General features: G+C 45.6%; 25 protein-coding genes, 1 pseudogene and 3 other annotated features. Of the genes and pseudogenes, 8 read left to right on the plus strand and 18 right to left on the minus strand.

Annotated features, from left to right (window positions below):
- Positions 1 to 4 precede the first annotated feature (4 nt).
- Together bslm_RS18395 and albG are read left to right on the plus strand one after the other, a co-directional pair.
- The gene (locus bslm_RS18395; protein WP_046381400.1) at positions 5 to 1,285 is read left to right on the plus strand and encodes a M16 family metallopeptidase; all 1,281 of its coding nucleotides are present in this window, start codon (positions 5 to 7) and stop codon (positions 1,283 to 1,285) included.
- Positions 1,282 to 1,983, plus strand: a complete 702-nt coding sequence (albG, locus tag bslm_RS18400) for an antilisterial bacteriocin subtilosin biosynthesis protein AlbG (RefSeq protein WP_029726080.1) — start codon at positions 1,282 to 1,284, stop codon at positions 1,981 to 1,983. The genes bslm_RS18395 and albG overlap by 4 nt, the downstream gene beginning before the upstream one ends.
- A gap of 5 nt (positions 1,984 to 1,988) precedes the next feature.
- Here the strand turns inward: albG and bslm_RS18405 are convergent, their stop codons facing one another.
- The 3 genes from bslm_RS18405 to bslm_RS21820 are packed head-to-tail and all read right to left on the minus strand — an operon-like array spanning position 1,989 to position 4,987.
- The gene (locus bslm_RS18405; RefSeq protein ID WP_046381401.1) at positions 1,989 to 3,365 is read right to left on the minus strand and encodes a YncE family protein; all 1,377 of its coding nucleotides are present in this window, start codon (positions 3,363 to 3,365) and stop codon (positions 1,989 to 1,991) included.
- Positions 3,366 to 3,404: 39 nt separating this feature from the next.
- Positions 3,405 to 4,760: a YncE family protein gene (locus bslm_RS18410; RefSeq protein ID WP_046381402.1), complete on the minus strand. Its 1,356-nt coding sequence runs from the start codon at positions 4,758 to 4,760 to the stop codon at positions 3,405 to 3,407.
- A complete protein-coding gene (locus bslm_RS21820; RefSeq protein ID WP_024572000.1) occupies positions 4,757 to 4,987 on the minus strand; it encodes a hypothetical protein in 231 nt (76 codons plus the stop codon). Before bslm_RS21820 ends, bslm_RS18410 begins: the two co-directional genes overlap by 4 nt.
- 2 nt (positions 4,988 to 4,989) lie before the next feature.
- Between bslm_RS21820 and rapF the strand changes: the two genes are divergently transcribed.
- From rapF to bslm_RS18430, 3 genes and pseudogenes are all read left to right on the plus strand, one after another.
- Positions 4,990 to 6,135, plus strand: coding sequence for a response regulator aspartate phosphatase RapF (gene rapF / locus bslm_RS18420; RefSeq protein ID WP_046381403.1), 1,146 nt, complete (start codon positions 4,990 to 4,992; stop codon positions 6,133 to 6,135).
- Entirely contained in the window at positions 6,119 to 6,238 is a 120-nt protein-coding gene (gene phrF, locus bslm_RS18425; RefSeq protein ID WP_041334633.1) for a phosphatase RapF inhibitor PhrF, read from the plus strand. The genes rapF and phrF overlap by 17 nt, the downstream gene beginning before the upstream one ends.
- Positions 6,239 to 6,335: 97 nt before the next feature.
- Positions 6,336 to 6,798, plus strand: a pseudogene (locus tag bslm_RS18430) (YbaK/EbsC family protein).
- Positions 6,799 to 6,829: 31 nt separating this feature from the next.
- Here the strand turns inward: bslm_RS18430 and speB are convergent.
- Positions 6,830 to 7,702 carry an agmatinase gene (speB, locus tag bslm_RS18435; RefSeq protein WP_003227545.1) on the minus strand — a complete coding sequence of 291 codons (873 nt, stop codon included), beginning with the start codon at positions 7,700 to 7,702 and terminating at the stop codon, positions 6,830 to 6,832.
- Between the two features lie 60 nt (positions 7,703 to 7,762).
- Positions 7,763 to 8,593: a spermidine synthase gene (speE, locus tag bslm_RS18440; RefSeq protein WP_003227543.1), complete on the minus strand. Its 831-nt coding sequence runs from the start codon at positions 8,591 to 8,593 to the stop codon at positions 7,763 to 7,765.
- A gap of 202 nt (positions 8,594 to 8,795) precedes the next feature.
- On the opposite strand from speE, the gene bslm_RS18445 reads away from it, so the two are divergent.
- Positions 8,796 to 10,871, plus strand: coding sequence for a transglycosylase domain-containing protein (locus tag bslm_RS18445; RefSeq protein WP_029726084.1), 2,076 nt, complete (start codon positions 8,796 to 8,798; stop codon positions 10,869 to 10,871).
- Between the two features lie 27 nt (positions 10,872 to 10,898).
- On the opposite strand, the gene bslm_RS18450 is transcribed toward bslm_RS18445, so the two are convergent.
- The 3 genes from bslm_RS18450 to bslm_RS18460 form a co-directional block, all read right to left on the minus strand.
- The gene (locus bslm_RS18450; protein ID WP_014478299.1) at positions 10,899 to 11,333 is read right to left on the minus strand and encodes a hypothetical protein; all 435 of its coding nucleotides are present in this window, start codon (positions 11,331 to 11,333) and stop codon (positions 10,899 to 10,901) included.
- 138 nt (positions 11,334 to 11,471) lie between these two features.
- Complete coding sequence (locus bslm_RS18455) at positions 11,472 to 11,990, minus strand: YwhD family protein (RefSeq protein WP_003244446.1); 519 nt, start codon at positions 11,988 to 11,990, stop codon at positions 11,472 to 11,474.
- 13 nt (positions 11,991 to 12,003) lie between these two features.
- Entirely contained in the window at positions 12,004 to 12,663 is a 660-nt protein-coding gene (locus bslm_RS18460) for a site-2 protease family protein (RefSeq protein ID WP_003243167.1), read from the minus strand.
- A gap of 108 nt (positions 12,664 to 12,771) precedes the next feature.
- Between bslm_RS18460 and bslm_RS18465 the strand changes: the two genes are divergently transcribed.
- Positions 12,772 to 12,960, plus strand: coding sequence for a 2-hydroxymuconate tautomerase (locus bslm_RS18465; RefSeq protein ID WP_003222038.1), 189 nt, complete (start codon positions 12,772 to 12,774; stop codon positions 12,958 to 12,960).
- Between the two features lie 42 nt (positions 12,961 to 13,002).
- Here the strand turns inward: bslm_RS18465 and bslm_RS18470 are convergent, their stop codons facing one another.
- From bslm_RS18470 to bslm_RS18500, 7 genes are all read right to left on the minus strand, one after another.
- Positions 13,003 to 13,422, minus strand: coding sequence for a MarR family transcriptional regulator (locus bslm_RS18470; RefSeq protein WP_003227535.1), 420 nt, complete (start codon positions 13,420 to 13,422; stop codon positions 13,003 to 13,005).
- Positions 13,423 to 13,541: 119 nt separating this feature from the next.
- A complete protein-coding gene (gene thrS / locus bslm_RS18475; RefSeq protein ID WP_046381404.1) occupies positions 13,542 to 15,458 on the minus strand; it encodes a threonine--tRNA ligase in 1,917 nt (638 codons plus the stop codon).
- 53 nt (positions 15,459 to 15,511) lie between these two features.
- Positions 15,512 to 15,733, minus strand: a binding site (T-box leader).
- Positions 15,734 to 15,764: 31 nt separating this feature from the next.
- Positions 15,765 to 15,986, minus strand: a binding site (T-box leader).
- A 30-nt stretch (positions 15,987 to 16,016) separates the two neighbouring features.
- Positions 16,017 to 16,245: a binding site (T-box leader), on the minus strand.
- Positions 16,246 to 16,291: 46 nt separating this feature from the next.
- Positions 16,292 to 17,701: an MFS transporter gene (locus tag bslm_RS18480; protein WP_046381405.1), complete on the minus strand. Its 1,410-nt coding sequence runs from the start codon at positions 17,699 to 17,701 to the stop codon at positions 16,292 to 16,294.
- Positions 17,701 to 18,171, minus strand: coding sequence for an Rrf2 family transcriptional regulator (locus tag bslm_RS18485; RefSeq protein ID WP_017696247.1), 471 nt, complete (start codon positions 18,169 to 18,171; stop codon positions 17,701 to 17,703). Before bslm_RS18485 ends, bslm_RS18480 begins: the two co-directional genes overlap by 1 nt.
- Positions 18,172 to 18,282: 111 nt before the next feature.
- A complete protein-coding gene (locus bslm_RS18490) occupies positions 18,283 to 18,783 on the minus strand; it encodes a YwgA family protein (RefSeq protein WP_003227524.1) in 501 nt (166 codons plus the stop codon).
- A 35-nt stretch (positions 18,784 to 18,818) separates the two neighbouring features.
- On the minus strand, positions 18,819 to 20,120 hold the full coding sequence (locus bslm_RS18495) for an HD domain-containing protein (RefSeq protein ID WP_024571616.1): 1,302 nt from the start codon (positions 20,118 to 20,120) through the stop codon (positions 18,819 to 18,821).
- A 161-nt stretch (positions 20,121 to 20,281) separates the two neighbouring features.
- On the minus strand, positions 20,282 to 20,506 hold the full coding sequence (locus bslm_RS18500; protein ID WP_003222050.1) for a YuzB family protein: 225 nt from the start codon (positions 20,504 to 20,506) through the stop codon (positions 20,282 to 20,284).
- A gap of 214 nt (positions 20,507 to 20,720) precedes the next feature.
- On the opposite strand from bslm_RS18500, the gene rsfA reads away from it, so the two are divergent.
- Complete coding sequence (gene rsfA, locus bslm_RS18505; RefSeq protein ID WP_003243464.1) at positions 20,721 to 21,497, plus strand: prespore-specific transcription regulator RsfA; 777 nt, start codon at positions 20,721 to 20,723, stop codon at positions 21,495 to 21,497.
- Positions 21,498 to 21,640: 143 nt separating this feature from the next.
- Here rsfA and bslm_RS18510 read toward each other — a convergent pair whose 3' ends face one another.
- The 3 genes from bslm_RS18510 to cysL all read right to left on the minus strand — a co-directional run bounded on the left by bslm_RS18510 (position 21,641) and on the right by cysL (position 24,492).
- Positions 21,641 to 22,531 (minus strand): carboxylate/amino acid/amine transporter, encoded by an 891-nt coding sequence (locus tag bslm_RS18510; protein ID WP_042975435.1) that lies wholly within the window; start codon positions 22,529 to 22,531, stop codon positions 21,641 to 21,643.
- Positions 22,532 to 22,698: 167 nt separating this feature from the next.
- Positions 22,699 to 23,544 carry an octanoyl-[GcvH]:protein N-octanoyltransferase gene (gene ywfL / locus bslm_RS18515; RefSeq protein WP_024571618.1) on the minus strand — a complete coding sequence of 282 codons (846 nt, stop codon included), beginning with the start codon at positions 23,542 to 23,544 and terminating at the stop codon, positions 22,699 to 22,701.
- 48 nt (positions 23,545 to 23,592) lie between these two features.
- Complete coding sequence (gene cysL, locus bslm_RS18520) at positions 23,593 to 24,492, minus strand: cysJI operon transcriptional regulator CysL (protein WP_014481233.1); 900 nt, start codon at positions 24,490 to 24,492, stop codon at positions 23,593 to 23,595.
- Positions 24,493 to 24,616 lie beyond the last annotated feature (124 nt).

The following is a 24,616-nucleotide window of genomic DNA, read 5'->3' on the forward strand; positions in this document are numbered from 1 at the left end:
AGAGATGGAAAAGAAAGCCTTTTTTCAACAGCTGGATGAACGAACCGATATCAGATACACAGACAGCGGACTAAAAATATTCAGATTGAAATTCCCCCGCGCCCACCTGCGGCTGTGCAATGTAAAAATCGATTTTGGAAGCCGGGATGTATGTATACGGGCAGAATCCGGTGATACACTGCTTCCGTATGGCACAGCACATTTTTTAGAGCATCTTCTCTTCTGGCATAACGGCCGCAATCTGTACAGTGATTTTTTTGCGCATGGCGCGCTTTTAAACGCATTCACTACCTACACCGATACCAATTTCATGTTTACCTCATTACCGGATCGGCTCAGACAAACGATTCCCATCCTGCTTGATGCTTTATGGAACCACTCATTTGACAAGAAGATTGTCGCTCAGGAAAAAGCTGTGATTACAAGCGAAATTCAAACAGCACACCTTAACCATCAGCTCTCATATCATTATCAGCTGATCAGCATGCTTTCTCCCTCCTCACCAGCTGCCGTTTTCCCCGCAGGCAGAATCGAAGATATTGAGGCGCTGGACATCAGTGATTTACAAAAAGCCTATAAGGCTGCCTACCAAGCCCATCGGATGACGCTGTTTTTGATTGGGGGCTCAGAAAATACAGAAACGCTTTTGCCTCCTCACCTCCAGCTGGAAAAGCGTCCGGATTATCATGCTGAAAGAAAAATCATCCCGGCTTGCCCTCCAGTCCTCTCACAAAAAATGATGCTGGGTGATGAGGAGCGGATGGAAGATACCTGGACCGGATTACAGATCGGCGCACTTCCCGGGCAAAACGATCTGTTGTCGATAAAGCTTTATTGGGATATCGCGGCTCGTATTCTATTTCAATTAGATTCACCGTTTTTTCAAGAGATTCAGCAAACGTACCGCCTGGAAATCGATCGCTTGTCAGCCGAGACTTATATATATGAGGATGGCGGTTTCTTGATCCTTCACAGTCAAGGGACCCATTCTTCAGCTTATATCGATGTGGCTTCATACTATGTCACACAGAAGAAAGAACAGGTTGCCGCCTGGCTTCAATACGGCAAGGACTCTTTGACAGACGCGATCATTTATGACAGCGATTATGTGCGTAAATGCTTCGAGTGGGCAGCCGAGTGTGACAGGTGCGATTGCTCGTTTCTTGACATGTACCACATCATTCAAGATATGGATGCGCAGGTTTTCTTGTCTCTCATTGATGCAATGGCATCTTCTAACAAAGCGATCATTCACATTTCTCAGAAAGAGGCGATCAGACAATGAAAAAAAACACTGTCTTTACCCTTTTATTGCTGCTTATAGGTATGGCGGCTTATTCCTTCGGCTGGGTTCAGGCCGTTGCCGAAGCCGCCGCCCAATATGTACAGATGATCAACAATGATGCTGTGCGGCTCGGGCTGCTGGCTTGTACCGCTGCCCTCCTGATGCTGCCTGCTTTTCTCTATCTTCATTATGTCACCCAATCCGTGAAAAACATGACAGCAGCTTTTCAGAAACTCACACAGTCTCATCAAAGCTGCTGTGACTTTCAGCAACACAACTTGTGCAGCCGATATGCAGAAGACGTCAAATCGCTGCGTGACAGCTATAAAAACGTCCGCCAAACATACGTGATGGCTGCCGTGTTGTGCCAAGTCATCATATTCGGCTGCATGTTCGAAATCGTTAAAGCCGTCCCTTTCCGCCTTCACACGCCCCCTGCCCTTTCAATGGGACTTGCGATGCTACTGATTCTGTATTTATTGTTTTGCATGCGAACATATTTGCGGCAGCTTTTCCGGCACGGCAGCCTGTTCAGAAAAGTGTTTGCGGGAGCGCTGGCAGCAGCCGGGATTTGGTGGATGCTCAGTTTCTCTATAAGTGAACTTCTGTTTCTGATTATCCTGGCTGCCATCCAACAAATCGGATCATTTATTTATAAACGATTCTCTTATCGCAGCACCGCTTCTCTTGATCTATAAAATAGCTACATTGCAATCGCAGACGGATCCGCGCCAACCGGAATCACCTTCACGGCTGTATAATCACTTGTGCGGTACACAGTCACAGCATTGTCGTTGGGCTGTGCCGCATAAATATACTGTTTGTCCGGCGTTACGGCGAGGTCAAAAGCGCCGGGGAGAGACACGTTTGCAATGATCCTCTGTCTGGCCGTATTAACTACATATAAGTTATTAATAAGAAACGGTTCACTATATGGCTCTAGAAAATAAGCTCTAGTGCTATCGAGAGAAAATACAATCGTCCTCAGCGTTTCAAATAAACGGCTGAAGTCCCCTCCCCTGCTTAATGGAGACAAACTAATCTCCGTTACACCTTTCGGCCACAGCTCACCATTCAACACGTACGCAAAATTTCCAGCGTAAGGAGTTGCAATTAAACTGGGAAATTCAAATGAATCTATGATACTTTCTACCAACTGCCCAGTATTTGCATCATATTTATCAACCGACCAACTGCTTCCATTAGCGGTATAGACATACTGTCCATTCGGATCAAGAGCAAAGTCTAAAGCGCCGGGTATCGGAATGACATCAATGACCGATTGAGAGGCCGTGTTAATCACATATATAGATCCGGCGGCCATCACGTATGCGAACTCATCTGTTGGATCAAATTCGATCTTTCTCGGCCCTCCTCCAACAGTAATGGTATTTATGATGGTTAATGTTTTATTATCAATCACTGAGACAAGGTTGGTATTTCCATGGAGGACATACGTGAATGCTTTATCGAAAGTAACGCCTAGATTAGTTGGCACGTCAGAAAAAGGGATTGTTTTTACAACAGTGTTTAAATCTGCATCAATAACCGAAACCGTGCTGTCTCCAGTATTGGCAGTAAACACATACGATTGAGGGTCTGGTGATGGCGGTAAAACAAGTGTCCCGGTCACCGTAAGCGGACTGCCGTAGAAAGGCGGTACAATGAGCAGATCTTCCACTGTCATTTGACTAAAATCAGGACAGCGGTCAGACTGTGCTGCATAATAAACAACTTGATCAATCTCTTCAGTATGAATCACAGAAACCGCCCCATTGCCTTGTCCATATTGATTTCGCACAGGCGACACACTGACAAGAAGCGTAATGGTCCCTTGTACTCTCACAGCATATCGAACACCGATATCTTCTGGTTCCGGCCCAGTCTGGATTAAGCAAGGCTCACTGATACAGGACAAATTGTCTGTACTCCATGTAACAGCCGCTGACGCTTCGGCCGTATCAACCTTGAAGCCCTCAGGGAAATCTATCGGCACTTGAAACGGCGCTTCCCGGCTAATTTCCTCATCACAAAAACAGAAACAATTTTCCTGTAAAGCAGAAAGATCATTCTTTTTCATGATTTCACGTCCTTTTAGAAATGCACAACATATAGTTGATTAAATCGCAATAGCTCCCGGTGAAACCCCAAGAGATATGACAGTCTCCACGGAGTAATCATCCGTGTTGTAAACAGTGATGCTCTGTTCTAGAACATGAGTTGCATACAGAAACTCGCCATTCGGGGTAAACGCAAAGTCTCTTGCCGACTGCGGAACATTTCCTATAACGCCTGCTCCATTTGGACTGACAGAATATAAATTGCCAGTGAAGCCGTCATATAAATACACCTCTGCTCCACTCGTAAACATTCGATATTCCCCTTCATACTCCAGATCTTGGGTGCTGCTGATGGTAAACGTATTTAAATCAATAACCGTCAAATAATTAAAAAAGAATTCTTGTTCTAATACATAGGCATACCGCTCCGGCCAATTTGTTTCTATGGTTGATACGATAAGCTCTCGTTCAATTGTTCCTGTGACTTCACCGGTAGTTAGGTCCACTTTTTGCACTATTCCAAAATTCAGAACATAGGCGAATAACCCATTGGGATCGATTGCAACATCATATCCTTCCACAGGAATCGACCTATCCACAGTTAACGTATCAATTCCAATCACATAAACCGCAGTACCGGTGAAAACATAAGCAAACTCATGATTAGGGATAAATCTAATCAATCGAGGCGGCTGATCCAGCAATATAGTTGCTGTCACTGTTAATGTGTCATAATCGATGACAGAAATCACATTATTGTTGGGATGTAAGACAAACACAGCGCTTTTATCTGGCGTAATTTCAATACCTGCCGGATTGTACGGAAGAGCAATCGTTGTCACAACAGTATGGGTGTTTGTATCAATCACAGAAACTGATTGATCATTTGGATTCGCTGTAAACGCGTAGACGGGTTCCGGCTCCGGTACAAGCACAATCGTCCCCGTCACCGATAAAGGACTGCCGTAAAACGGCGGAACAACAACAAGGTTCTCAATCGTGATGTCACTGATATCCGGGCAATCATCCGGTTCATCGGAATAATAGACGACTTGATCGATTTCTGCATTGTGAATGACGGAAACAGCCCCGTCCCCTTGTCCATATTGATTTCGCACAGGTGAGACACTGACGAGTAGCGTAACGGTTCCCTGCAGGCGCACTGCAAATTGAACACCGACCTCATCAGGCTCTGGCCCCGTTTGAATTAAGCAACGGTCACTGACACAAGAAAGGCTGTCTGCATTCCACGTCACGTTTGCAACAGCTTCAGCCGGATCAACGACAAATCCTTCAGGTAATTCAATCGGCGCTTGAAACATGGCTTCTCGGCTTGCTTCTCCCTCACAAAAACATAAGCACTCTTCTTGTTCTGCTCCTGCTTTTTCTTTAAAGGAAAGCTTATTTTTTCTCATTCCTTCACTTCCTTTTCAGACATACACTGCTCACGCAGATATAACAGAATATGGAAGGGTAACGTGTTTGCTTGTACAAATTGCTGAGGGTAAAAGCTTCTTTTTGAAAATATATCTCCAAACATGCGGTGTAACGAAAGAAAAAATTGCGGTTTTTTTGCGCTTCTCACAAGAATGTTGATGATAAAATATGACATATATAGAATTATGAAGGGAGGGATTTGCAAACGTGACAGGTGTCATATCTTCTTCTTCCATCGGAGAAAAGATTAACGAATGGTATATGTACATACGCCGATTCAGCATACCCGATGCAGAATATTTGCGACGAGAAATCAAGCAAGAGCTGGATCAAATGGAAGAAGATCAAGACCTTCATTTGTACTATTCACTGATGGAGTTTCGGCACAACCTGATGCTTGAGTACCTTGAACCGTTAGAAAAAATGAGGATTGAGGAACAGCCGAGACTGTCTGATCTGCTGCTTGAGATTGATAAAAAACAGGCTCGTTTAACTGGTCTGCTTGAGTACTATTTTAATTTCTTCAGAGGCATGTATGAGCTGGACCAGCGGGAATATCTGTCGGCTATTAAATTTTTCAAAAAAGCCGAAAGCAAGCTGATATTCGTTAAGGATCGGATAGAGAAAGCTGAGTTTTTCTTTAAGATGTCTGAATCTTATTACTATATGAAACAAACGTATTTTTCAATGGACTATGCACGGCAAGCATATGAAATATACAAAGAACAGGAAGCTTATAATATAAGATTGCTGCAGTGTCATTCTTTATTTGCCACCAATTTTTTAGATTTAAAACAGTATGAGGATGCCATCTCACATTTTCAAAAAGCTTATTCTATGGCAGAAGCTGAAAAGCAGCCCCAATTAATGGGGAGAACTTTGTACAATATCGGGCTTTGTAAAAACAGCCAAAGCCAATATGAGGATGCCATAACTTATTTCAAAAGAGCAATAGCTGTTTTTGAAGAATCAAATATTCTTCCTTCCTTACCTCAAGCGTATTTTTTAATTACACAGATCCATTATAAATTAGGAAAAATGGATAAAGCTCATGAATATCATAGTAAGGGAATGGCTTATTCACAAAAGGCCGGAGATGTAATATATTTATCAGAGTTTGAATTTTTGAAATCTTTATACTTATCAGGCCCGGATGAAGAAGCAATTCAAGGATTTTTTGATTTTCTCGAAAGTAAAATGTTGTATGCTGATCTTGAAGATTTCGCTATTGATGTGGCAAAATATTATCATGAACGTAAAAATTTTCAAAAAGCTTCTGCTTATTTTTTGAAGGTGGAACAAGTAAGGCAACTTATTCAAGGAGGAGTGAGTTTGTATGAAATTGAAGTCTAAACTATTACTCTCTTGTCTGGCTCTATGCACTGTGTTCGTGGCAACAACTATTGCAAATGCACCTACACACCAAATTGAAGTTGCACAACGAGGAATGATTTAACCGCCGTCCATCGGCGGTTTTTTTGTCCCCTCTTTACCCAGTCTCCCAATCCATGCTATGATTTTTTCAATAATCTTAAAAATAGTGGAAATGCAGCATGTCTCTGGAAAGTGTGAGAACCCACTTTAAACAGTGGAATCGAGAAAATGATGTGACGGAGTTCGAAACGTCGAGCGCGACAGTTGAACAGGCAGCTGAGACGACCGGCGTGAGCCCGGCTAGAATCGCCAAGACCCTGTCCTTCAGAGGGGAAGGAGATCAGGTGATTCTGATTGTGACAGCCGGCGATGCCAAGATCGACAACAAAACGTTCAGGCAACATTTGGCTTTAAAGCAAGAATGCTCTCTCCTAATGAGGTACTGGAGCAGACAGGCCATGAAATTGGAGGAGTTTGCCCATTTGGATCGGCTCATGATCCTGAGGTTTATCTTGATGTATCGCTGAAACGGTTTGAGACTGTTTTCCCCGCATGCGGCAGCAGAAACTTCGCTATTGAGGAGAATTATCCGAATTTTCTTTCTTAAAAGCATGGATTGATGTTTGTAAAGACTGGGAATAAAAAAACATCCAGACATCGTCTGGATGTTTACTTATTTCACAAAACCAAGCAGCATTTCACGGATGATTTTACTGGCTGTGTTTGCCGTTTGCTCTGAGTGGTCATACACCGGTGCGACTTCCACTAAATCAGCGCCCTTTACGTTTACCTCTGAACGCGCGATTTCATGGACGGATGCAAGCAGTTCTTTAGACGTGATGCCGCCGGCGTCAACCGTTCCTGTACCCGGTGCGTGTGCAGGGTCTAATACGTCAATGTCAATTGTGACATAAACCGGACGGCCCGCCAGCTTCGGAAGCACCTCTTTCAGCGGTTCAAGCACTTCAAATTTTGAGATGTGCATGCCGTTTTCCTTCGCCCATTCAAACTCTTCTTTCATGCCGGAACGGATTCCGAATGAATACACATTGTGCGGTCCGATCAATTCTGCCGCCTTACGGATCGGCGTGGAGTGAGAAAGCGGTTCTCCCTCATAATCAACACGAAGATCTGTATGTGCGTCAAAATGGATAATCGCAAGGTCTGGGTATTTCTTGTACATCGCTTTAATGACAGGCCATGACACGAGGTGCTCCCCGCCCATACCCATTGGGAACTTCCCTTTTTCTAAAATGCTGTCCACGTACTCTTCAATCATATCCAGGCTTCGCTGCGGATTTCCGAACGGCAGCGGAATGTCGCCAGCGTCAAAGAAGTTCAAGTCAGCCAGATCGCGGTCTAAATATGGGCTGTATTCCTCAAGGCCGATTGACACCTCACGGATTCTGCTTGGACCAAAGCGTGAGCCCGGGCGATAGCTGACTGTCCAGTCCATCGGCATGCCGTAAAGAATGGCGTCCGCCTCTTCCCACTCGGGACGGCTCGCGATAAATACTTTTCCTGAATAAGCTTCATCAAATCTCATCTATAATACCCTCGCTTTCCTGTAAAAAAGCGCAAGATTCGCTCCTGCGCCATACCTTCATTATTTAATCAGGTCACTCACAAATTTCGGCAGAACAAACGCCGCTTTATGAATATCTTTTGTGTAATATTTCGTCTCAATATCGAAGAAACGGCTGTCTTCCACTGCAAGCGGATCATATTTTTTCGAGCCAATTGTAAATGTCCACAAACCGCTTGGATATGTCGGAATGTTCGCCGTATACAGCTTCGTAATCGGGAAGATTTCCTTCACGTCGCGCTGTACATTTGTGATTAATTCCGGTGTAAACCATGGGTTGTCCGTCTGTGCGACAAAAATGCCGTCTTCTTTCAGCGCTTTAGCGATTCCTGCGTAGAATCCTTTTGTAAACAGGTTTACAGCCGGTCCGACTGGTTCAGTCGAATCTACCATGATGACGTCATATTGATTTTCAGATTTTGCAATGTGCATAAATCCGTCATCTACCTGCACGTCAACGCGCGGATCATCCAGTTTGCCTGCGATAGAAGGAAGGAACTTTTTAGAGTATTCGATAACCTTGCCGTCAATATCTACAAGTGTCGCTTTTTTCACGCTTGGGTGCTTCAGGATTTCTCTGATAACGCCGCCGTCACCGCCGCCGACTACGAGAACGTGCTCCGGATTTGGGTGCGTAAATAATGGCACATGCGCCACCATTTCGTGATAAACGAATTCGTCTTTTTCAGATGTCATCACCATGCCGTCCAAAAACAGCATGTTGCCGAACTCTTCTGTTTCCACCATTTCTAAATGCTGAAACTCCGTTTGTTCTGTATGTAACGTTTTGTTAACCTTCATCGTAATGCCAAAGTTTTTCGTCTGCTTCTCTGTGTACCAAAGTTCGCTCAATTGTCATCTCCCTTTCGAGGCTGTATTCATTTATTGTAAGCGTCTAATCAGCTTTTATTCTCGGTTGAAATCTCATTTTCACCTAAGGAAAAAGTATAGAGGATGGCGGGGAAAAAGTAAAGATGCGTCCTGTTCTGCGATGTTTAAAAACGATCTTTTTTTCTCATAATAGTAGAAACATAAAAAAAGGGGGAAACCCGTTGTGGATGCAATGACAAATAAACGGCTGAGACTGACGCTGAAAACCGTTCGCGCCTTTATCTTTTTAGGGGCTTTTGCGGCCTTGGCGGCAGCTGCCGTGTTTATGACTGTCATTTTGATAGCCAAATACCAGGGCGCTCCCTCGGTGCAAGTGCCGCAATCCACGATTTTGTATGCGAGTGACGGCTCAAAGCTCGGGGAAACGAACTACGGCGAAAAGCGCTATTGGGTTCCCTTAAAGGACATGAATCCGACGATCGTAAAAGCGACAGTGGCGATTGAAGACCAGAATTTCTACGATCATCACGGCTTTGATTATAAACGCATGGCCGGCGCGGCGCTTGCTGACCTGAAAGCATTTGCCAAAGTTCAGGGTGCAAGCACCATCACCCAGCAATATGCGAGAAACTTATACCTTGAACACGACAAAACGTGGAAACGGAAATGGAATGAGGCGTTCTACACGATCCGTCTGGAACAAAACTATTCTAAGGACGAGATATTAGAAGGCTATTTAAATACGATTTACTACGGACACGGCGCCTACGGCATTGAAGCAGCTTCCCGCCTGTATTTCGGCAAGCATGCCAAAAACCTGACGGATGCGGAGGCGGCGCTTTTGGCAGGTATCCCGAAAGGCCCTTCCGGCTATTCACCGTATGTCAATGAGACGAAGGCCAAGGAACGCCAGAAAACGATTGTGCGGATGATGGAAAAGCAGCAGATGATCAGCCAAAAGAAAGCGGATGAATTGATCAAGGAACCTCTTTCCTATCAGCCTTTGAATAAACAAGTTTCCAAGAGAAAGGCCCCTTATTTCTATGACAATGCGATGAGAGAGCTGGAGAAAAAGCTCGGCATGACACGGGAGCAAATTGAAACGAGCGGGTTAAACGTCTATACAACGGTAGATAAACGGATGCAGCGCATCGCCGAGGAGACCATTACCGAAACGGTTAACGCGGGCTCTGACATTCAAGTCGGGTTTTCAGCCATTGATCCCCGCACCGGAAACGTTCTCGCCCTTGTCGGCGGCAGGAATTATCAAAAAAGCCCGTTTGACCGGACGACACAGGCGAAGCGCCAGCCTGCTTCGACGATCAAGCCGTTGCTGTACTATAAAGCGATTCAGAGCGGATTTACGCCAGTCACTTTGATGAAAAGCGAAGAAACCGAGTTTCAAATTGATGCAAAGGGAGAAACCTATTCTCCAAGCAACTATAACGGATACTATGCCAACAAGCCGATTACGCTTCTGCAGGCGCTGGCGCTTTCAGACAATATTTACGCTGTGAAAACGCATCTTTTTCTCGGCACGAACAAACTTGTAAAGACGGCAAAGGAATTCGGCATTACCGCCCATCTTCAAGCACTGCCGTCTCTGGCACTCGGCACCGAACCCGTGCGTCCGATTGAGATGGTCAACGCCTATGCCATGCTCGCAAATGGCGGAAAGAAAATCGAACCGACTTTTATTTCAAGGGTAACGGACGCAGCCGGCCACGTGCTGTACGAAAACCCGAATCAGCATAAACAGGTGCTTGATGAAAAAGCCGCTTTTGTCACAGCGAGTATGATGACAGGCATGTTTGATACCGATTTAAATGGATATACGTCGGTTACGGGGCGAACGATAGCCAACCGCCTGACAAGAACGTATGCCGGAAAATCAGGAACCACCAGCGCAGACAGCTGGATGATCGGCTTCAATCCGAAGCTGGCCGCAGGTGTTTGGACTGGCTATGACAAAAACAGCACCATCGACTCGGTCGAAGAAAAAGGCTATGCTAAAACCATTTGGGCGGACTTCATGGAGGACGCGCTCAAAGGCGAACCAGAAACCGCGTTCAAGCCGCCAAAAGGCGTAACCGGTGTGTACATTGATCCGGAAACAGGCTACTCATCAGGTCCCGGCTGCGCCGCTAAGCATTACACATATTTTGTGAAAGGCACAGAACCCGCAAACGTGTGCTACGGGGCAGAACCCGCAAAACAAACAAAAGACCGGCTTCCATCCAAAGAAAAGCCCGCTTCCGAGAAAAAATGGTGGGACAAATGGCTGGGGCGACATCATTGAAAATAACCCGGCTCCTCGGAGGCCGGGTTATTCGTATGGTTGGTCAATGACCCATGGAAGAAGCGTAACACAATCGAGCTGAATAATTGGTTTTGGAAAACCCTTAGGAATGTAAATTTGGTGTTGCGGCACTGAAAATGAAATATGCCACGAGAAATCAATCTTTTTCGGATTCCATTCTTGTTTTCCTTCAACAATACGGCCTACTATAAAATAACTCGCTATATAAAAGTGCAGATGATCTTTTACCCCATGATAATTTATATCTGTGCATTTGGACGGAATGAGGCCGAAACTTTCTAATACTTGTGCTTTTTGGACTGGCAGTTCATTCACTGCCTCGTAATAGTTAAGACAGTTACCGCATTCACACATATCCTCTATATCTTTCTCATATTGCTTTCTCGTTTCTTCCACGTCGGCTTTTATCAACCAATCGCCGACTCGAATGGTTTCGTACATCATATCCCCCTAAAAATGAAAAACCCCGAGTCTTGTTTCGGCTCGGGATTTTCCATGTCCTATTTCTGTATCACCAGTTTACTCAATGTTTACGAAAAATATCTCAAATACTTTAAAAGTTCACAGAAAATTCATAAATTAATTGTTTTCCGGAAGCAGGCTCGTTTTTAACTCATCTGAGGAACGGTCCCATAGGCCCTGATCATGCTTTTTCAGAAATTCGCCTAGTACACGCTTCGAGCTGTCGTCCATTTTATCAACGATGATTTTCCGTTTCATGGATTTATCCATCAAATTCACATGCTCAGGCAGCGACTTGTAGCCTCTTCTGATGCTTCTGTCGACCGTCATTTCACAGGCTGTCACACCAGCGTAATAAGGCCCCTCTTCTTTTCTGTCAATCGTTACCCACACAAGCCAGTATGGTTTTCCGTTCGGCACTTCTTCTTTATTCGGGAGAAATTTAATTCCTTTTTCAACGGTGCTGCGGGCATGCATGGCGCCGATGTCTACGAACGCTTCTTTTTCTTCTACATCAACGAATACGGGAGAAATGTTATCAAGGCTGAGTGCCCCTACGCCAAAACCGCCGTGTCCGTCTGTCGGATCACTTTTGATAATATTAAACCCGATTGATTTTTTCTTTTTTTCTTCCATGAAGTTCTACCTCCTACAAAAGCGGTTGAAATATCGCTGAAAACAGCTTTAAAATCGAATCTCTTCCTGCATTGAGCATCGGCCACAGCACGTAAGATCCTAGCGGTGTCACAAACAGCACCAAAAATACGATAAAGCCGTAGCTCTCCGCCTGCGTCATTTTGGCACGCACGCCCGGCGGAACGAGATCTTCTATAATTCGATAGCCATCGAGCGGAGGAAGCGGCAGCAGATTAAATAAAAACAAGACAAGATTCAGCTGTATCCAAATAGAAAAAAACTGATCCAGCCCCGTGCTGAACGCCGCAAGCATTTCCATTCCGTACGCATGCATCAACACTAACAAAAAGAAACCAATAAACGCAAGAATCAGGTTACTGACGGGCCCGGCTATAGATACGAGCACACCGGCAAGCCGAGGCTTCTTAAAGAAGCGTCGATTCACGGGAATGGGGCGCGCCCACCCGAAGCCGGCCACCAAAATCAAAATGGTTCCGAACGGATCAAGGTGTTTAATGGGATTCAGCGTCAGTCTTCCTTGTTTTTTCGCCGTATCGTCACCGAATTTGTATGCGACATAAGCGTGGGCAAGCTCGTGCATCGTAAACGACACAATTAGCGTGATGACGAGGTATGGCATTAAAGATAACGGATAATATAAAAAACGGTCCAAGTGAGATATCCCTCTTTCTCAAAATGCAAGAATTTACTTTATTCAGTATACTATAAGAAGCCTCTTTTTCTAAAGAGAGGAAACGAGATAAAGGAGGATTCAGCACCCATGCCATACGTAACTGTCAAAATGCTCGAAGGCCGTACAGACGAGCAAAAACGCAATCTTGTCGAGAAAGTAACAGAAGCCGTAAAGGAAACAACCGGTGCTTCTGAAGAAAAAATTGTTGTCTTTATAGAAGAAATGAGAAAAGACCATTATGCCGTCGCAGGCAAACGCCTGAGCGATATGGAATAATCTCTATAAAGCCGGCGCTTCGCGCACCGGCTTTTATTATCCCTATTGAGCCAGCTTCGCAATAATCGCCAAGAACGTCTCTTTCTCTTCGGCTGTTAAACGTTCAAACATGCCGTCAATCAGCTGCTGGCGGTTTTCAATCATTTGTTCAGCCGCTCCCCGGCCCGATTCAGAAAGCGTAATCCATACAGTGCGGCGGTCATTATTATTTCTGGATCTCTCAATAAACCCTTCCTGCTCTAAATGATTCAGAGCTGTGGTCGTGGCAGAGGGAGACAGTGTGACCTCCTTCAAAATATCCTTTATGGTGCAGCTCCCATGTCTGTATATGATCCGCAGAATAAATCCTCTTACATTATTCACGTGTTTCGGAACGGTGGCTTCATCTAATTGCTTCGTGCTTTTCAAATATTTTGTAAGTGCGTGATCCAGCAAATTTGCTTCCAGTTTGTCATGGTCCATGTAAATTTCCCCATTTCGAGATGCATTCATAACATACGAACGATATGATTTACTTATTATTTTACTGATTCCGAATAGGGAAAGTCAAAAAAGCAAAATGTGAATTCACAGCTTTTATCCTACATGCCTCGATTTTCCACCTGTTTCACAAGCTTATCTTTGAATGTCTGAAAAGAAACGTGTTCATTCTGCTGATGTCCGAATCGGCGGACGTTTACCGCATTCTCCTGCTCCTCATGATCTCCAAGCACCAGCACGTACGGAATTTTTTGCACCTGCGATTCTCTGATTTTATAGCCCAGCTTCTCATTGCGCTCATCAATGCCGGCTCTTATCCCCGCCTGCTTCAGCTCCGCCTGCACTTTTCTGCAATAGTCTAAGTGAACGTGCGAAACCGGTATGATTTGAACCTGGATCGGTGCGAGCCAGACTGGAAAAGCCCCGCCGTAATGCTCGATCAAAATGCCGAAGAAACGGTCGATTGAGCCGAAAACCGCTCTGTGGATGACAACGGGACGAACCTTCTCATTGAGTTCGTTGATATATGTTAAATCAAATTTTTCCGGCATTTGAAAATCAAGCTGAATTGTCGCGCATTGGTGGCTCCGTTTCAGGGCATCTTTTATATGGAAATCAATTTTCGGCCCGTAAAACGCCCCATCGCCTTCATTGATCTCATAAGAGAGGCCAAGCTCCTCAAGGACGCGTGCTAAGGCACGTTCCGACGCTTCCCAAAGGCTGTCATCGCCTAATGAATCCTCCGGGCGAGTCGAAAGCTCAACAGAATACTCGAAACCAAATGTCCGATATACCTCATCAATCAGCCGAATCGCTTCTTTGATCTCACTCTCAATCTGATCCTCCCGAACGAAAATATGGGCGTCATCCTGACAGAACGTCCGAACGCGAAGCATTCCGTTTAAAGCGCCGCTGTATTCATGGCGGTGCACCTGTCCGAATTCCGCCATGCGAATCGGCAGATCCCGATAAGAATACAGGCTGTTTTTAAAGATGAGCATGTGGCCGGGGCAATTCATCGGCTTCATTGCGAATCTTGTATCATCCACTTCTGAAAAGTACATATTGTCGCGATAATGGTCCCAATGGCCTGACTGCTCCCATAACCGCTGATTCATCATAAACGGCGTACGCACCTCATCGTAGCCGGCATTTGTTTGCAGCTCACGCGAGAAGCGCTCCAGCTCATTGCGGACAATCTGCCCTTTCGGCAAATAAAACGGCATCCCCGGCGCTTCTTCAGAAAACATAAACAGCCCTAACTGTTTGCCGAGCTTGCGATGGTCTCGTTTTGCCGCTTCTTCCAGCATATGCAGGTGCGCATCCAAATCTTTTTTCTTTTGAAACGCAACCCCGTACACCCGCTGCAGGACTTCATTTTTGCTGTCTCCGCGCCAATAAGCGCCTGATACTCTTGTCAGTTTGAACGCCTTGATCATCCCTGTAGAAGGAAGATGCGGCCCTCGGCACAGGTCAACGAATTCCCCTTGCTGGTACAGTGTGATATCCTCCCCGCGCGGAATATCCTTTAAAATCTCAAGCTTGAGCCGCTCGTCTTTTTGTGCAAACAGCTCTTCAGCTTCTTCGTAAGAAACCTCTATACGTTTGATTTCAAGGTTCTCATTTATTATGTTTTTCATTTCTTTTTCGATGGCCTCTAAGTCTCCTGATGCCAAGCTTTTCCCCAGCTTCATGTCATAGTAGAAGCCGTCTAAAATCACAGGCCCTACCCCCAATGACACTTCGCCGTACAGCCGTTTTACTGCTTGGGCCAGCACGTGCGCTGTTGTGTGGCGAAGCACCTGCAAGCCTTCTTGTGAATCGAGTGTGACAATCGAAAGCTCAGCATCCTCCTCCAGCTTGAAACTGAGATCAACAAGCTTGCCGTTGACCTGACCTGCGGCCGCCTTCTTTTGCAGACTGGAACTGATAGAACCAGCCGCTTCTTTGATTGTGATGCCTTTCGGATATTCCTGGATCTGTCCGTCCGGAAGCTGAATGTGTACATGTTTGCTCATTTTAGAACACTCCTTATTCATTGTTGTATATAAAAAAACACACCCGTCCCGCAGATAGGGACGAGTGTGTGATTAACCCGTGGTTCCACCCAAGTTCCCGACAAATACTATGTTGTCGGCTCGGTGCTGTAACGCAGCATAGACGGCATTGGTTACTTCAGTTCCCCAATGCTGCTCCAAGGCGGTAAATGATATTCCTAAGCTGGGAAGCTCTCACCTTTCCTTCCCTCTCTGAAAACCGTAACTATCATTCATGTCCTTTTCATCGCATGTATTCAATTCATAAAAAAACACACCCGTCCCACAGATAGGGACGAGTGTGTGATTAACCCGTGGTTCCACCCAAGTTCCCGACAAATACTATGTTGTCGGCTCGGTGCTGTAACGCAGCATAGACGGCATTGGTTACTTCAGTTCCCCAATGCTGCTCCAAGGCGGTAAATGATATTCCTAAGCTGGGAAGCTCTCACCTTTCCTTCCCTCTCTGAAAACCGTAACTATCATTCGTGTCCTTTTCAACGCATTTATGTAGTTCATAAAAAAAACACCCCTCCCTCTAAAAGGGACGAATGTGTTGATCATCCGTGGTTCCACCCAAATTCCCGATCAATTACACATGGTGATCGGCTTAAAGATGCTGTAACGCAGCATGACGGTATCAGATACTTGTTTTCCCCGATACGGCTCAAAGGCGGTAAGCTGCTTTCCCTGCGTTAGGAAGATCTCAGCTGTCCTTCCCTCTCTGGAAACCGTAAAAAGCATCTCGTGTCCTTATCAGTGCCTGTTGTTTCAATAATTTTTTATATCTTACTATATATTCCCACAAAGCGCAATCAGTGATTTACATTTTTTTCTGACGCAGCAGTTCCGTTATGGGCAGCCAGAAACAGCCATACAAGCAATGCAGCGAGGCTGTATGCCGCCCCCATCATCAAAAATGTAAACCCGGCACCGGCATACCAAGTGGCGGACAGATGAATGATCACCCCGGTTATCGCTACGCCGACCAAGGCTCCGATTTGCCGGTTTGCATTTAACGCCGCACCGGCGATATTCGCATGTCTTTGCCCGGCAGCCTGCATGATCACAGTTGTCATGGCAGGAACTGTAATACCGGTACAGAGGTTCATAACAGACATCAACACCGCCAGCTGCCAATAAGGAAAATCCGGAGAAATCAGCACAAACAACAGCAATGCAATGATACAGCTGACCGCCATTGATACAAACATAAGCTGACCGGCTTCAAACCGATTCGCCAGACGGGCAAACAGCAGATTGCCGATCACGAAGACCGCCATCATCGGCAGCAGCTCCACTCCAGCCATAAAGGAACTTGCCCCTCCTGCTTCCTGCAAAAAAAGGCTGAGCATAAACATGCCGCCAAAAAGGGCGAAATTCAGCAAAAACCCGATAAATTGGGCAGCTGAGAAGCGGCCGTTTTTGTATAAGGACGCCGGCAGGATGGGTGCTTTTGCAGAAATTTCCCGCAGCAAAAACAGCACAAATGCCAAAATCGCTGCAGTAAATGCTGCAAGAATCACTGGCGAGCGCCAGCCCGCTGAAGGCCCCTGTATCAAAGCATAGGAAAGAAACCCGAGAGCCATCATGCCAAGCAGATGCCCGGTGATGTTCACGCGGCCGTTTTTTCCCGGGACGCGGCTTAGGATTCGGTAAGCTGAAATGAGCGCAGCAGCCCCTATTGGCACATTGATCAGAAAAATACTCTGCCAGCCCGCCAACTGTACCAGCACTCCCCCGATAAAGGGCCCAAGGCCTGAAGCGGCGGAAACAAGCGCGGCCCACAGTCCAAACATTCTCGCCCGCGCCCGCTCATCAGGGTAAGAGGCAGCCAAAAGGCTGAGTGAGCTTGGCATAAACAATGCTGCCCCAATTCCCTGTATGAGACGTCCGGCAATCAGTATCTGCCCATTTATAGATGCAGCGCATAGACAGGAGGCCAGAACAAAAACGGCTAGACCCAAGATATAGATCGTCTTCGAGCCGAAACGGTCAGCCAAGGCTCCGCCCGCCAGCAGAAGCGACGCAAAAGTAAGAATGTACCCGTCCACAACCCACGTTACACCTGAAAGTGACATTGAAAGAGTGTTTTTCATATCAGCCATCGCCACATTCACAACGGTCACATCAAGAGTTGCCATGAGGAAACCAAGTGCGAGCACGATCAGCACGGATATGCCTGTTGATGATGTTGATTCTTGTATAGACCCGCTATTTTTCATTACAATTGCCCTTTCACTTGCTTGATTACCCAATCATCTATTTTTTCAAGATCATACAATTCCCCGACTCTGTCCATGACATGCTGCAAGGATTCTTCTCTCATAAGATTGGACCATTTATCCTCGATTTCCCCCATGACTGTCTCCAGCACACAGTGACTTTCACCCTCAAATACAGATTGCAGCAGGCCTTTCCCCTGATACATCGAACCTCTGCCTTCGACCGCTTGATAAACATCATAAAGCGTAATGTCAGCCAAAGGCTTCGTCAGGGTAAAACCGCCCTTCGTCCCTGGCAAGGATTCTGCCAAACCTGCTTGAACCAATGTTCTCATCAGCTTCTTCAAATAAGACGGAGACACGCGCAATCGCTGGCTTATTGCCTCTGACGTCAAAGAAGCCTGTACAGGCAGCCGTGACAGTAAAAGCAGCACAGAAACCGCCTGCTCCATTCCTGATTTCATTTTCATCCTATTCACTCCTGATTCATTATGGATAACTATTATCCATAATGAATCTCTTAGCAGCTTTTGTCAATAAAAAAAGCAAAAGAAACGATTCATTTCTTTTGCTTGGTATGGTTAACAAATCTGCTTCAGTTCCTCTATGTATTGAAGCGCTTCGTCATATTCTTCATTTGTATATTTTTGCTTGCTTTTGATGGTAAAGACTTTTTCTTTCTTTTCCTCATCCTCAAGCCCGTCAAAGTAAAGGATCGTGGAAACCAGCTCTAAAAACCGTGATGAACGGCTGTTTACACTATCGATATAGCCTTTCATATCCGGCATGTCCAGATCAGCATGGTCTAAAAATGCGGAGCCTGTCTCAGTCAGCGAATACCGGTATTGAAAGTAGCCGCCCTTTTTTTCCTTCACCTCATGCAGAAATCCAAGGTTGCACAGCTCTTCAATCTGGAGCGTCAGTTCCTCCGAATACGGTCCATAAAAGTGAAAATCATATTTCTCATAGAAAGGAAACTGCATTTTCTTGGCGATATAAATCATTTTCTGCAGCTTCTTTCGCCCGATGATTTCTCCAGAATCCGAGAACACCTTCATCAGTTTTGCATGTTCTTTCAACAAATTCCCGACATCTCCTTTTTCCTTCTTTCCAATTTCTATGTCAGTCCCAGCAGCTGCCGGATTTTCATTTTCGCTTCCGGATGTTCAGAGCCGTCACAAATCAAGTCCTTTGGATAGTACAGCTTGTGGTCCGTCCGCCGTTTACCTGAGATGGATTCCACAATAGCCGACTGCCTGGACAGCTCTTTAATTTGGCCGTTTTGCGTCAAGAGATGGATCGGCAGACGCTCCTCTTCCTCTCCTGGTCGGTAAAAATCGTATGGCAGATCTGATGAAGAATCAACGACCAAATAATAGCTCGGATCGATTCCCGCCTCTTTGAACAATGAAGTCAGCTCAAAATAAGCCGACATTTCTTCATTCGGATTGAATTCAACGTATTGGAAAAGCTGGCGGTTAATGAATCTGCGGCACAAGTCGGATAAAATCGCGTCTTCTTCATCCTCCCAGGCCTGGAAATAATACAAAATAATAGATTCATCCAGCTTTACATAATCCTCCAGTGTCAATTTCCCTTCAAAAATAGAATAGAAATGAACCGGAGCGTGAGTGAAGACATAGCCTTCATCGTGCAGCTGCTTCGCCCTGTGAAGAATCTTCGTTAAAATGACCTCTGCACTTCTGGTCACAGGATGGAAGTAGACCTGCCAGTACATTTGGTAACGGCTCATGATATAGTCTTCGACAGCGTGCATTCCGCTTTCTTTAATGACGATCTGATCCTCGCGCGGCCGCATCACCCGAAGAATCCGCTCCATATCAAAATGGCCGTAGCTGACGCCCGTATAATATGCGTCGCGCTGGAGGTAATCCATGCGGTCTGCGTCAATCTGACTCGAAATCAGGCTGACCACTTGCTTGTTTTTATATGTTTTGGCAATGACTTCAGCAACATCCTGAGGGAAACCCGGGCTCACCTTTCTGAGCACCTGATTAACCTCCGTGTCTCCCAAAATGATACCTCTTGTAAAATCCTCGTGGTCAAGGTGAAAGACCTTTTCAAATGAATGCGAGAACGGCCCGTGCCCGAGGTCATGAAGCAGCGCCGCGGCCAAACAGAGTTCACGCTCACTGTCATCCCATTCAGGGCGGCCTTTAAAGACGTCATCAACCATTCTTCTGACAATTTCATAGACACCGAGAGAATGGTTGAACCGGCTGTGCTCAGCCCCATGGAACGTCAAATAGGTCGTGCCGAGCTGCTTAATTCTGCGGAGACGCTGAAATTCACGGGTTCCGATTAAATCCCATATCAGCTTGTCCCGAACATGAACATAGCGGTGCACCGGATCTTTAAACACTTTTTCTTCTGATAATTTTCCATTTGGATACGCCATCGTCATTCCCTCTTTTTTTTAGCCGTGTTTCTATTATATCGACTCTATTCTTTGAAAACATCCTTGAATTTGCCCGGCGATTTGTTCCATCTTCATGAAAAACACATCTTGTGAAGCAAAAAAGCCTGACCTGAGGGCCGAGGCTAAGAAAAAATATGTTTTTACTTTTTTATTTTCTTTTTTACTTTGTCAATCAGCTCATCCTCTGTCGGAGCTGACAGCGGGCGATTGTTCACAAAAGCAAATGATTTTTTCCGTCCGGGCCCGCAATAAGATTGGCATCCTACCTCAACCTTTGCGTCCGGGTCCACTTCTTTCAAACGCGGCAGCAATGTTTTGATATTAGTGGCTTGGCAATCATCACACACTCGAAATTCATTAGCCATGACGTACGCTTCCCTTCATTTCTATGTTCATCTATGTGAATAACCTAAAATCACGTTTCAAAAAAAATCACATCACTCTTCATTTTACAAGGATTCGACTGTTCCTGCAAGCCGCTCCATCCTTCGTATCTCCTATTCTTTCAGCCAATTTGTATAAATATTTTCCAACCTGGACATTCTAATACCATGAAAAGAAAAATGGGAGTTGAGATAAATGACAAAACAGCGACAAGACGCTTGGTCAGAGGAAAACGATCTGCTTTTAGCCGAAACAGTGCTTCGGCATGTGAGGGAGGGCAGCACTCAGCTGAACGCCTTTGAAGAAGTCGGCGATAAATTAAACCGGACATCCGCAGCCTGCGGATTCAGATGGAACGCAGTGGTCCGCCATCAATATGAAAAAGCGCTTCAGCTTGCGAAGAAACAACGAAAACAGCGGATGAGAGCGCTCGGAAACGGGCAGCCCGCGAAAAAAAGATTATTATATCAGCCTCCTGCCGTTGATCCTGAAATCATTCAAGAAACCGCTGCAGAAGAGCCGGTTAAAACGGAAACACCATCTGTCGAAAATGAGCAACCTTTAATGTCTGGCGAACATATGCCTTTTGTTGATGAAAGCTTTAAGGAAGAGTTAGCTAGTCTATCACACTTATTGTCTCCTCAAACGCCTGCAGCTGCGCCTGAGATGACGATGAATGATGTGATCCGCTTCCTGCAGAATTACGAAGGCAATCACGAGCAATCATCAGCATTAAAAATGGAAAACGAGCGTTTAAAGAAAGAAAATCAGGAATTGCAAAACAAAACAGAGCAGCTAGAGGCAGAAGTTCAAAAGCTTGAAAAAGACCAAAAAACAATCCAAGAAGATTATGAAACCTTGGTGAAAATTATGAACAGAGCCAGAAAGCTAGTTTTATTTGAAGAAGATGAACATGCCTCTCCGTCCTTCAAAATGGACCGGAACGGCAATTTAGAAAAATTAGCGGAATGACATAGAAAAATCCCAAAACGGGCAGCTGTTTTGGGATTTTCGCCATGTACAAAATCCTCTTTTCTATTGAGAAAAGAGAATTTCCTCATTTTGCAGCCGGATCAGCTATTCTTGTAAAATGAGGCCAAGCTTATGTGAATCTATTAAGACATGTGAGCTGCCTCGGCCGTTTTTTGTTTCCGAGGCGCAGCAGAAATGACCAAAAGCCCCAGCATCATAAGCGCAATGCCCAGCCACGAGGAAGGCGAAAGCATTTCCCCTATGAAAAACACACCAAGCAATGAAGCCGTCAGCGGTTCAGCTAAAGACAGCGTGACCGCCGCCGAGGCCGGAACCCCGGTAAGCCCTTTCGCAAACAAAAAGTATGCGGCACATGTTGCAATTAACCCGATGTAAAGGCTTGTTCCCAGTCCTCTAGGGGTCCATATCCACGAGATATCTGACTGCCATAATAGCGGCGTCAGCAAGATGGCGCTGATCATAAATACAACGGCGGAGGTCGCTCGCGGAGGCTGGGTTTTCATCATCGCTTTACTGATGAGCGTATAGCCTGCAAAAGAAGCACCCGCTCCAAGCGCCATAAGAACACCAGCCACATCAATCCGAACATTGGAACTGTCGGAAAACAGAAGCCAGCAACCCGCTAAAGCCAGCACAGTCGCAATCCACCAGGAGTTTCGCGGGCGTTTCTTCAATACAGCCCATTCGAGGGTCCCGGCAATGATAGGCGCACTGCCGATGGCAATCACAGTTCCCACTGCAATTCCCGTTTCTTTAACCGCTGTGAAAAACAGCGGCTGGTAACACGCCATACAAACAGCGGCTAAAAATACGAGCGGCCATGACCAATTTTTCACGTGAAGCTCTCGGCTGATCCAAACCGCAAGCAGCATGGCGCTCCCTCCTATTAATAACCTGAACGTCCCAAATGCCAGCGGTGTGGCGCTTTCTGGAGCCAATGCCTGAACGGTTCCCGTGGTCCCCCAGAAAAAAGCCGCAATCAATACAAAAAGGCTGTAAATATTCCCTTTCATCTGCCTCTCCCCTTTAATATGGATGCTGATGTCATTTTATCGTTTTTCTTTTTGCTGTGGTTATCTGTATGTAAGAAGGATTTATCAGAAAATAAGATTATTGGGGTAAAATGCCGCTTGTGATAAAAAATGCATGCCGGCATATACAGCCGGCATGCGAAGAACGTTCACCCAAATACCTTTGCATTCCGCTCAGCCATCCGGATAAGGTTTTTCTCAAATTCCATTTCCTCATCAATGGACAGTCCAGCTGAATAAAGATGGGTGCTTAACGCTTTTAATTCCGTCAATAAAGCGAACATTAAGTCTTGTACGGAGATGTCTTTTTGCAGAAGCTCACTTAAGGACGCCATCGTTTCCGGACGTATTTCCGGATAGACGCCTTTTTTATCGTTTTGTTTGTCTTTCAGCGCCGCTTGATAGAATCGTCTGATCAAGTCGGCCCTTTCACTGCCGCTTTTATCCGCACAGAGATAAATTTGAACAGCGACTCCCCCGCGAACGCGTCTCTGAGAGATGCCGGCGAACTTTTTGCCATTTATACTGAGGTCATAGCTGCCGGGACAATAAGACCCTTCAATTTCATAGGCTTCGATCTTTGCGTTGTACGGTCTCAGCATTCGTCTCATCAGCTCGACCATCGCTTCATATCCTTTGTCTATATCGATGCCTTTCTTTTCGTCCTCGAATATGAGAGAGATATTTAAAACACCGTCATCCAATACGACGGCAAGACCGCCGGAATTGCGTACGATCACACGGTATCCTTCGCTCTCCAGCAAGGAGATACCATCCTGCAAAAACGGGAGGCGTGTATCCTGTATTCCAAGGACAATTGTATCGTGGTGCACCCATGAGCGCGCTGTCGCCGGCGACACGCCTTTTCCGACGGACATGCACAGCGTATCATCCATTGCGAAGGATTGCTTCGCATCAAATAAAGGGCCGAGACTGGATTGGTCAATGACTCTCCATTTCGGCTGCATCAGTAAATCAATCGGTTGGTTTGCCATCTATGTAAAACCCTTTCATGTTAGGCTTATTGAACGAAAACTATTATATCATTTCAGCAGCTGTGATTGATAATTGCTTTTCAGCATCGTAATAAAAATTTCTTTATTTTTTGTATTCTCCATGAGAGGAGAATGAATGTAAGACAGCTTGCGTTTTAACGAGAAATCTTTAATATGCAGAATTGAGATTTCGCGGTGGATCAAATCCTTATGCAGTACGCTTCTGGATAGAACCGAAAGTCCCATGCCGTTGATCACCGCTTCCTTTACACCTTGATTGCTGCTGATGGTGAACATTGATTTCGGCCGAAGTCCATTTGAACTGAGTACATGATCAAGATATTCTCTCGTCCCGGAGCCTTTCTCTCTTGTCACCCACGCTTCGTTCTGCAAATCGCTGATCGAAATCTCTTTCCGCCCGGCGAGCGGATGCTGATTTGGAGCGGCAATGCACATTTCATCCTCCATGAACGGTTCAATTTCCAGCTCATTCTCGTTTGTATGTCCTTCAATCAGCCCGATATCAGCCTGAAGCATACGCACACGCTCGCTGACCTCCTCTGTATTGCCAATCATGACATCGAGGTTCAGCTCTGGATACAGCTTTTGCAGCTGGGCCAATAGCGGCGGAAGAATATACTCACCAATTGTAAAGCTTGCAGCTATTTTCAATTCGCCCTTCACATAGTGATGATGCGCATAGATTTCAGCCTTGGCTTGTTCGTAGAGAAACACCATTTGCTTTGCTCTTTGATATAAAATGTCTCCTGTCGGCGTTGTCGTAAAGTGTTTTGGCGACCTGTTCAGAAGAGCCGTTTGAAATTCTTTCTCAAGATTTTTGATATGCAGACTGACGCTGGGCTGGGAGATCATCAGCTTTTCCGCCGCTTTTGTGAAGTTTTTTTCTTCTACCACCGCTATAAACGTTTTCAGCACGTCGTAATACAAAAACCCCACCCCTGTCATTAATGAAATATATGGTTATGATTAGTTTTCTTTATTGTACTCATATCATCCGTCTTGGTAAAGAAGGCTATACGGAAGCGCAAAAAAGGCAGCCCTCGGTCGAGAG

This window comes from Bacillus sp. LM 4-2 (assembly GCF_000978495.1).
GTDB lineage: Bacteria > Bacillota > Bacilli > Bacillales > Bacillaceae > Bacillus > Bacillus subtilis.

Bases quoted from the DNA above. Each gene is read 5' to 3' on its own strand.
- bslm_RS18395 (WP_046381400.1), top strand. From the start codon at position 5: ATGGAAAAGAAAGCCTTTTTTCAACAGCTGGATGAACGAACCGATATC.
- albG (WP_029726080.1), top strand. From the start codon at position 1,282: ATGAAAAAAAACACTGTCTTTACCCTTTTATTGCTGCTTATAGGTATG.
- bslm_RS18405 (WP_046381401.1), bottom strand. From the start codon at position 3,365: ATGAAAAAGAATGATCTTTCTGCTTTACAGGAAAATTGTTTCTGTTTT.
- bslm_RS18410 (WP_046381402.1), bottom strand. From the start codon at position 4,760: ATGAGAAAAAATAAGCTTTCCTTTAAAGAAAAAGCAGGAGCAGAACAA.
- phrF (WP_041334633.1), top strand. From the start codon at position 6,119: ATGAAATTGAAGTCTAAACTATTACTCTCTTGTCTGGCTCTATGCACT.
- speB (WP_003227545.1), bottom strand. From the start codon at position 7,702: ATGAGATTTGATGAAGCTTATTCAGGAAAAGTATTTATCGCGAGCCGT.
- bslm_RS18450 (WP_014478299.1), bottom strand. From the start codon at position 11,333: ATGTACGAAACCATTCGAGTCGGCGATTGGTTGATAAAAGCCGACGTG.
- bslm_RS18455 (WP_003244446.1), bottom strand. From the start codon at position 11,990: ATGGAAGAAAAAAAGAAAAAATCAATCGGGTTTAATATTATCAAAAGT.
- bslm_RS18465 (WP_003222038.1), top strand. From the start codon at position 12,772: ATGCCATACGTAACTGTCAAAATGCTCGAAGGCCGTACAGACGAGCAA.
- bslm_RS18470 (WP_003227535.1), bottom strand. From the start codon at position 13,422: ATGGACCATGACAAACTGGAAGCAAATTTGCTGGATCACGCACTTACA.
- thrS (WP_046381404.1), bottom strand. From the start codon at position 15,458: ATGAGCAAACATGTACACATTCAGCTTCCGGACGGACAGATCCAGGAA.
- bslm_RS18480 (WP_046381405.1), bottom strand. From the start codon at position 17,701: ATGAAAAATAGCGGGTCTATACAAGAATCAACATCATCAACAGGCATA.
- bslm_RS18485 (WP_017696247.1), bottom strand. From the start codon at position 18,171: ATGAAAATGAAATCAGGAATGGAGCAGGCGGTTTCTGTGCTGCTTTTA.
- bslm_RS18495 (WP_024571616.1), bottom strand. From the start codon at position 20,120: ATGGCGTATCCAAATGGAAAATTATCAGAAGAAAAAGTGTTTAAAGAT.
- bslm_RS18500 (WP_003222050.1), bottom strand. From the start codon at position 20,506: ATGGCTAATGAATTTCGAGTGTGTGATGATTGCCAAGCCACTAATATC.
- rsfA (WP_003243464.1), top strand. From the start codon at position 20,721: ATGACAAAACAGCGACAAGACGCTTGGTCAGAGGAAAACGATCTGCTT.
- bslm_RS18510 (WP_042975435.1), bottom strand. From the start codon at position 22,531: ATGAAAGGGAATATTTACAGCCTTTTTGTATTGATTGCGGCTTTTTTC.
- ywfL (WP_024571618.1), bottom strand. From the start codon at position 23,544: ATGGCAAACCAACCGATTGATTTACTGATGCAGCCGAAATGGAGAGTC.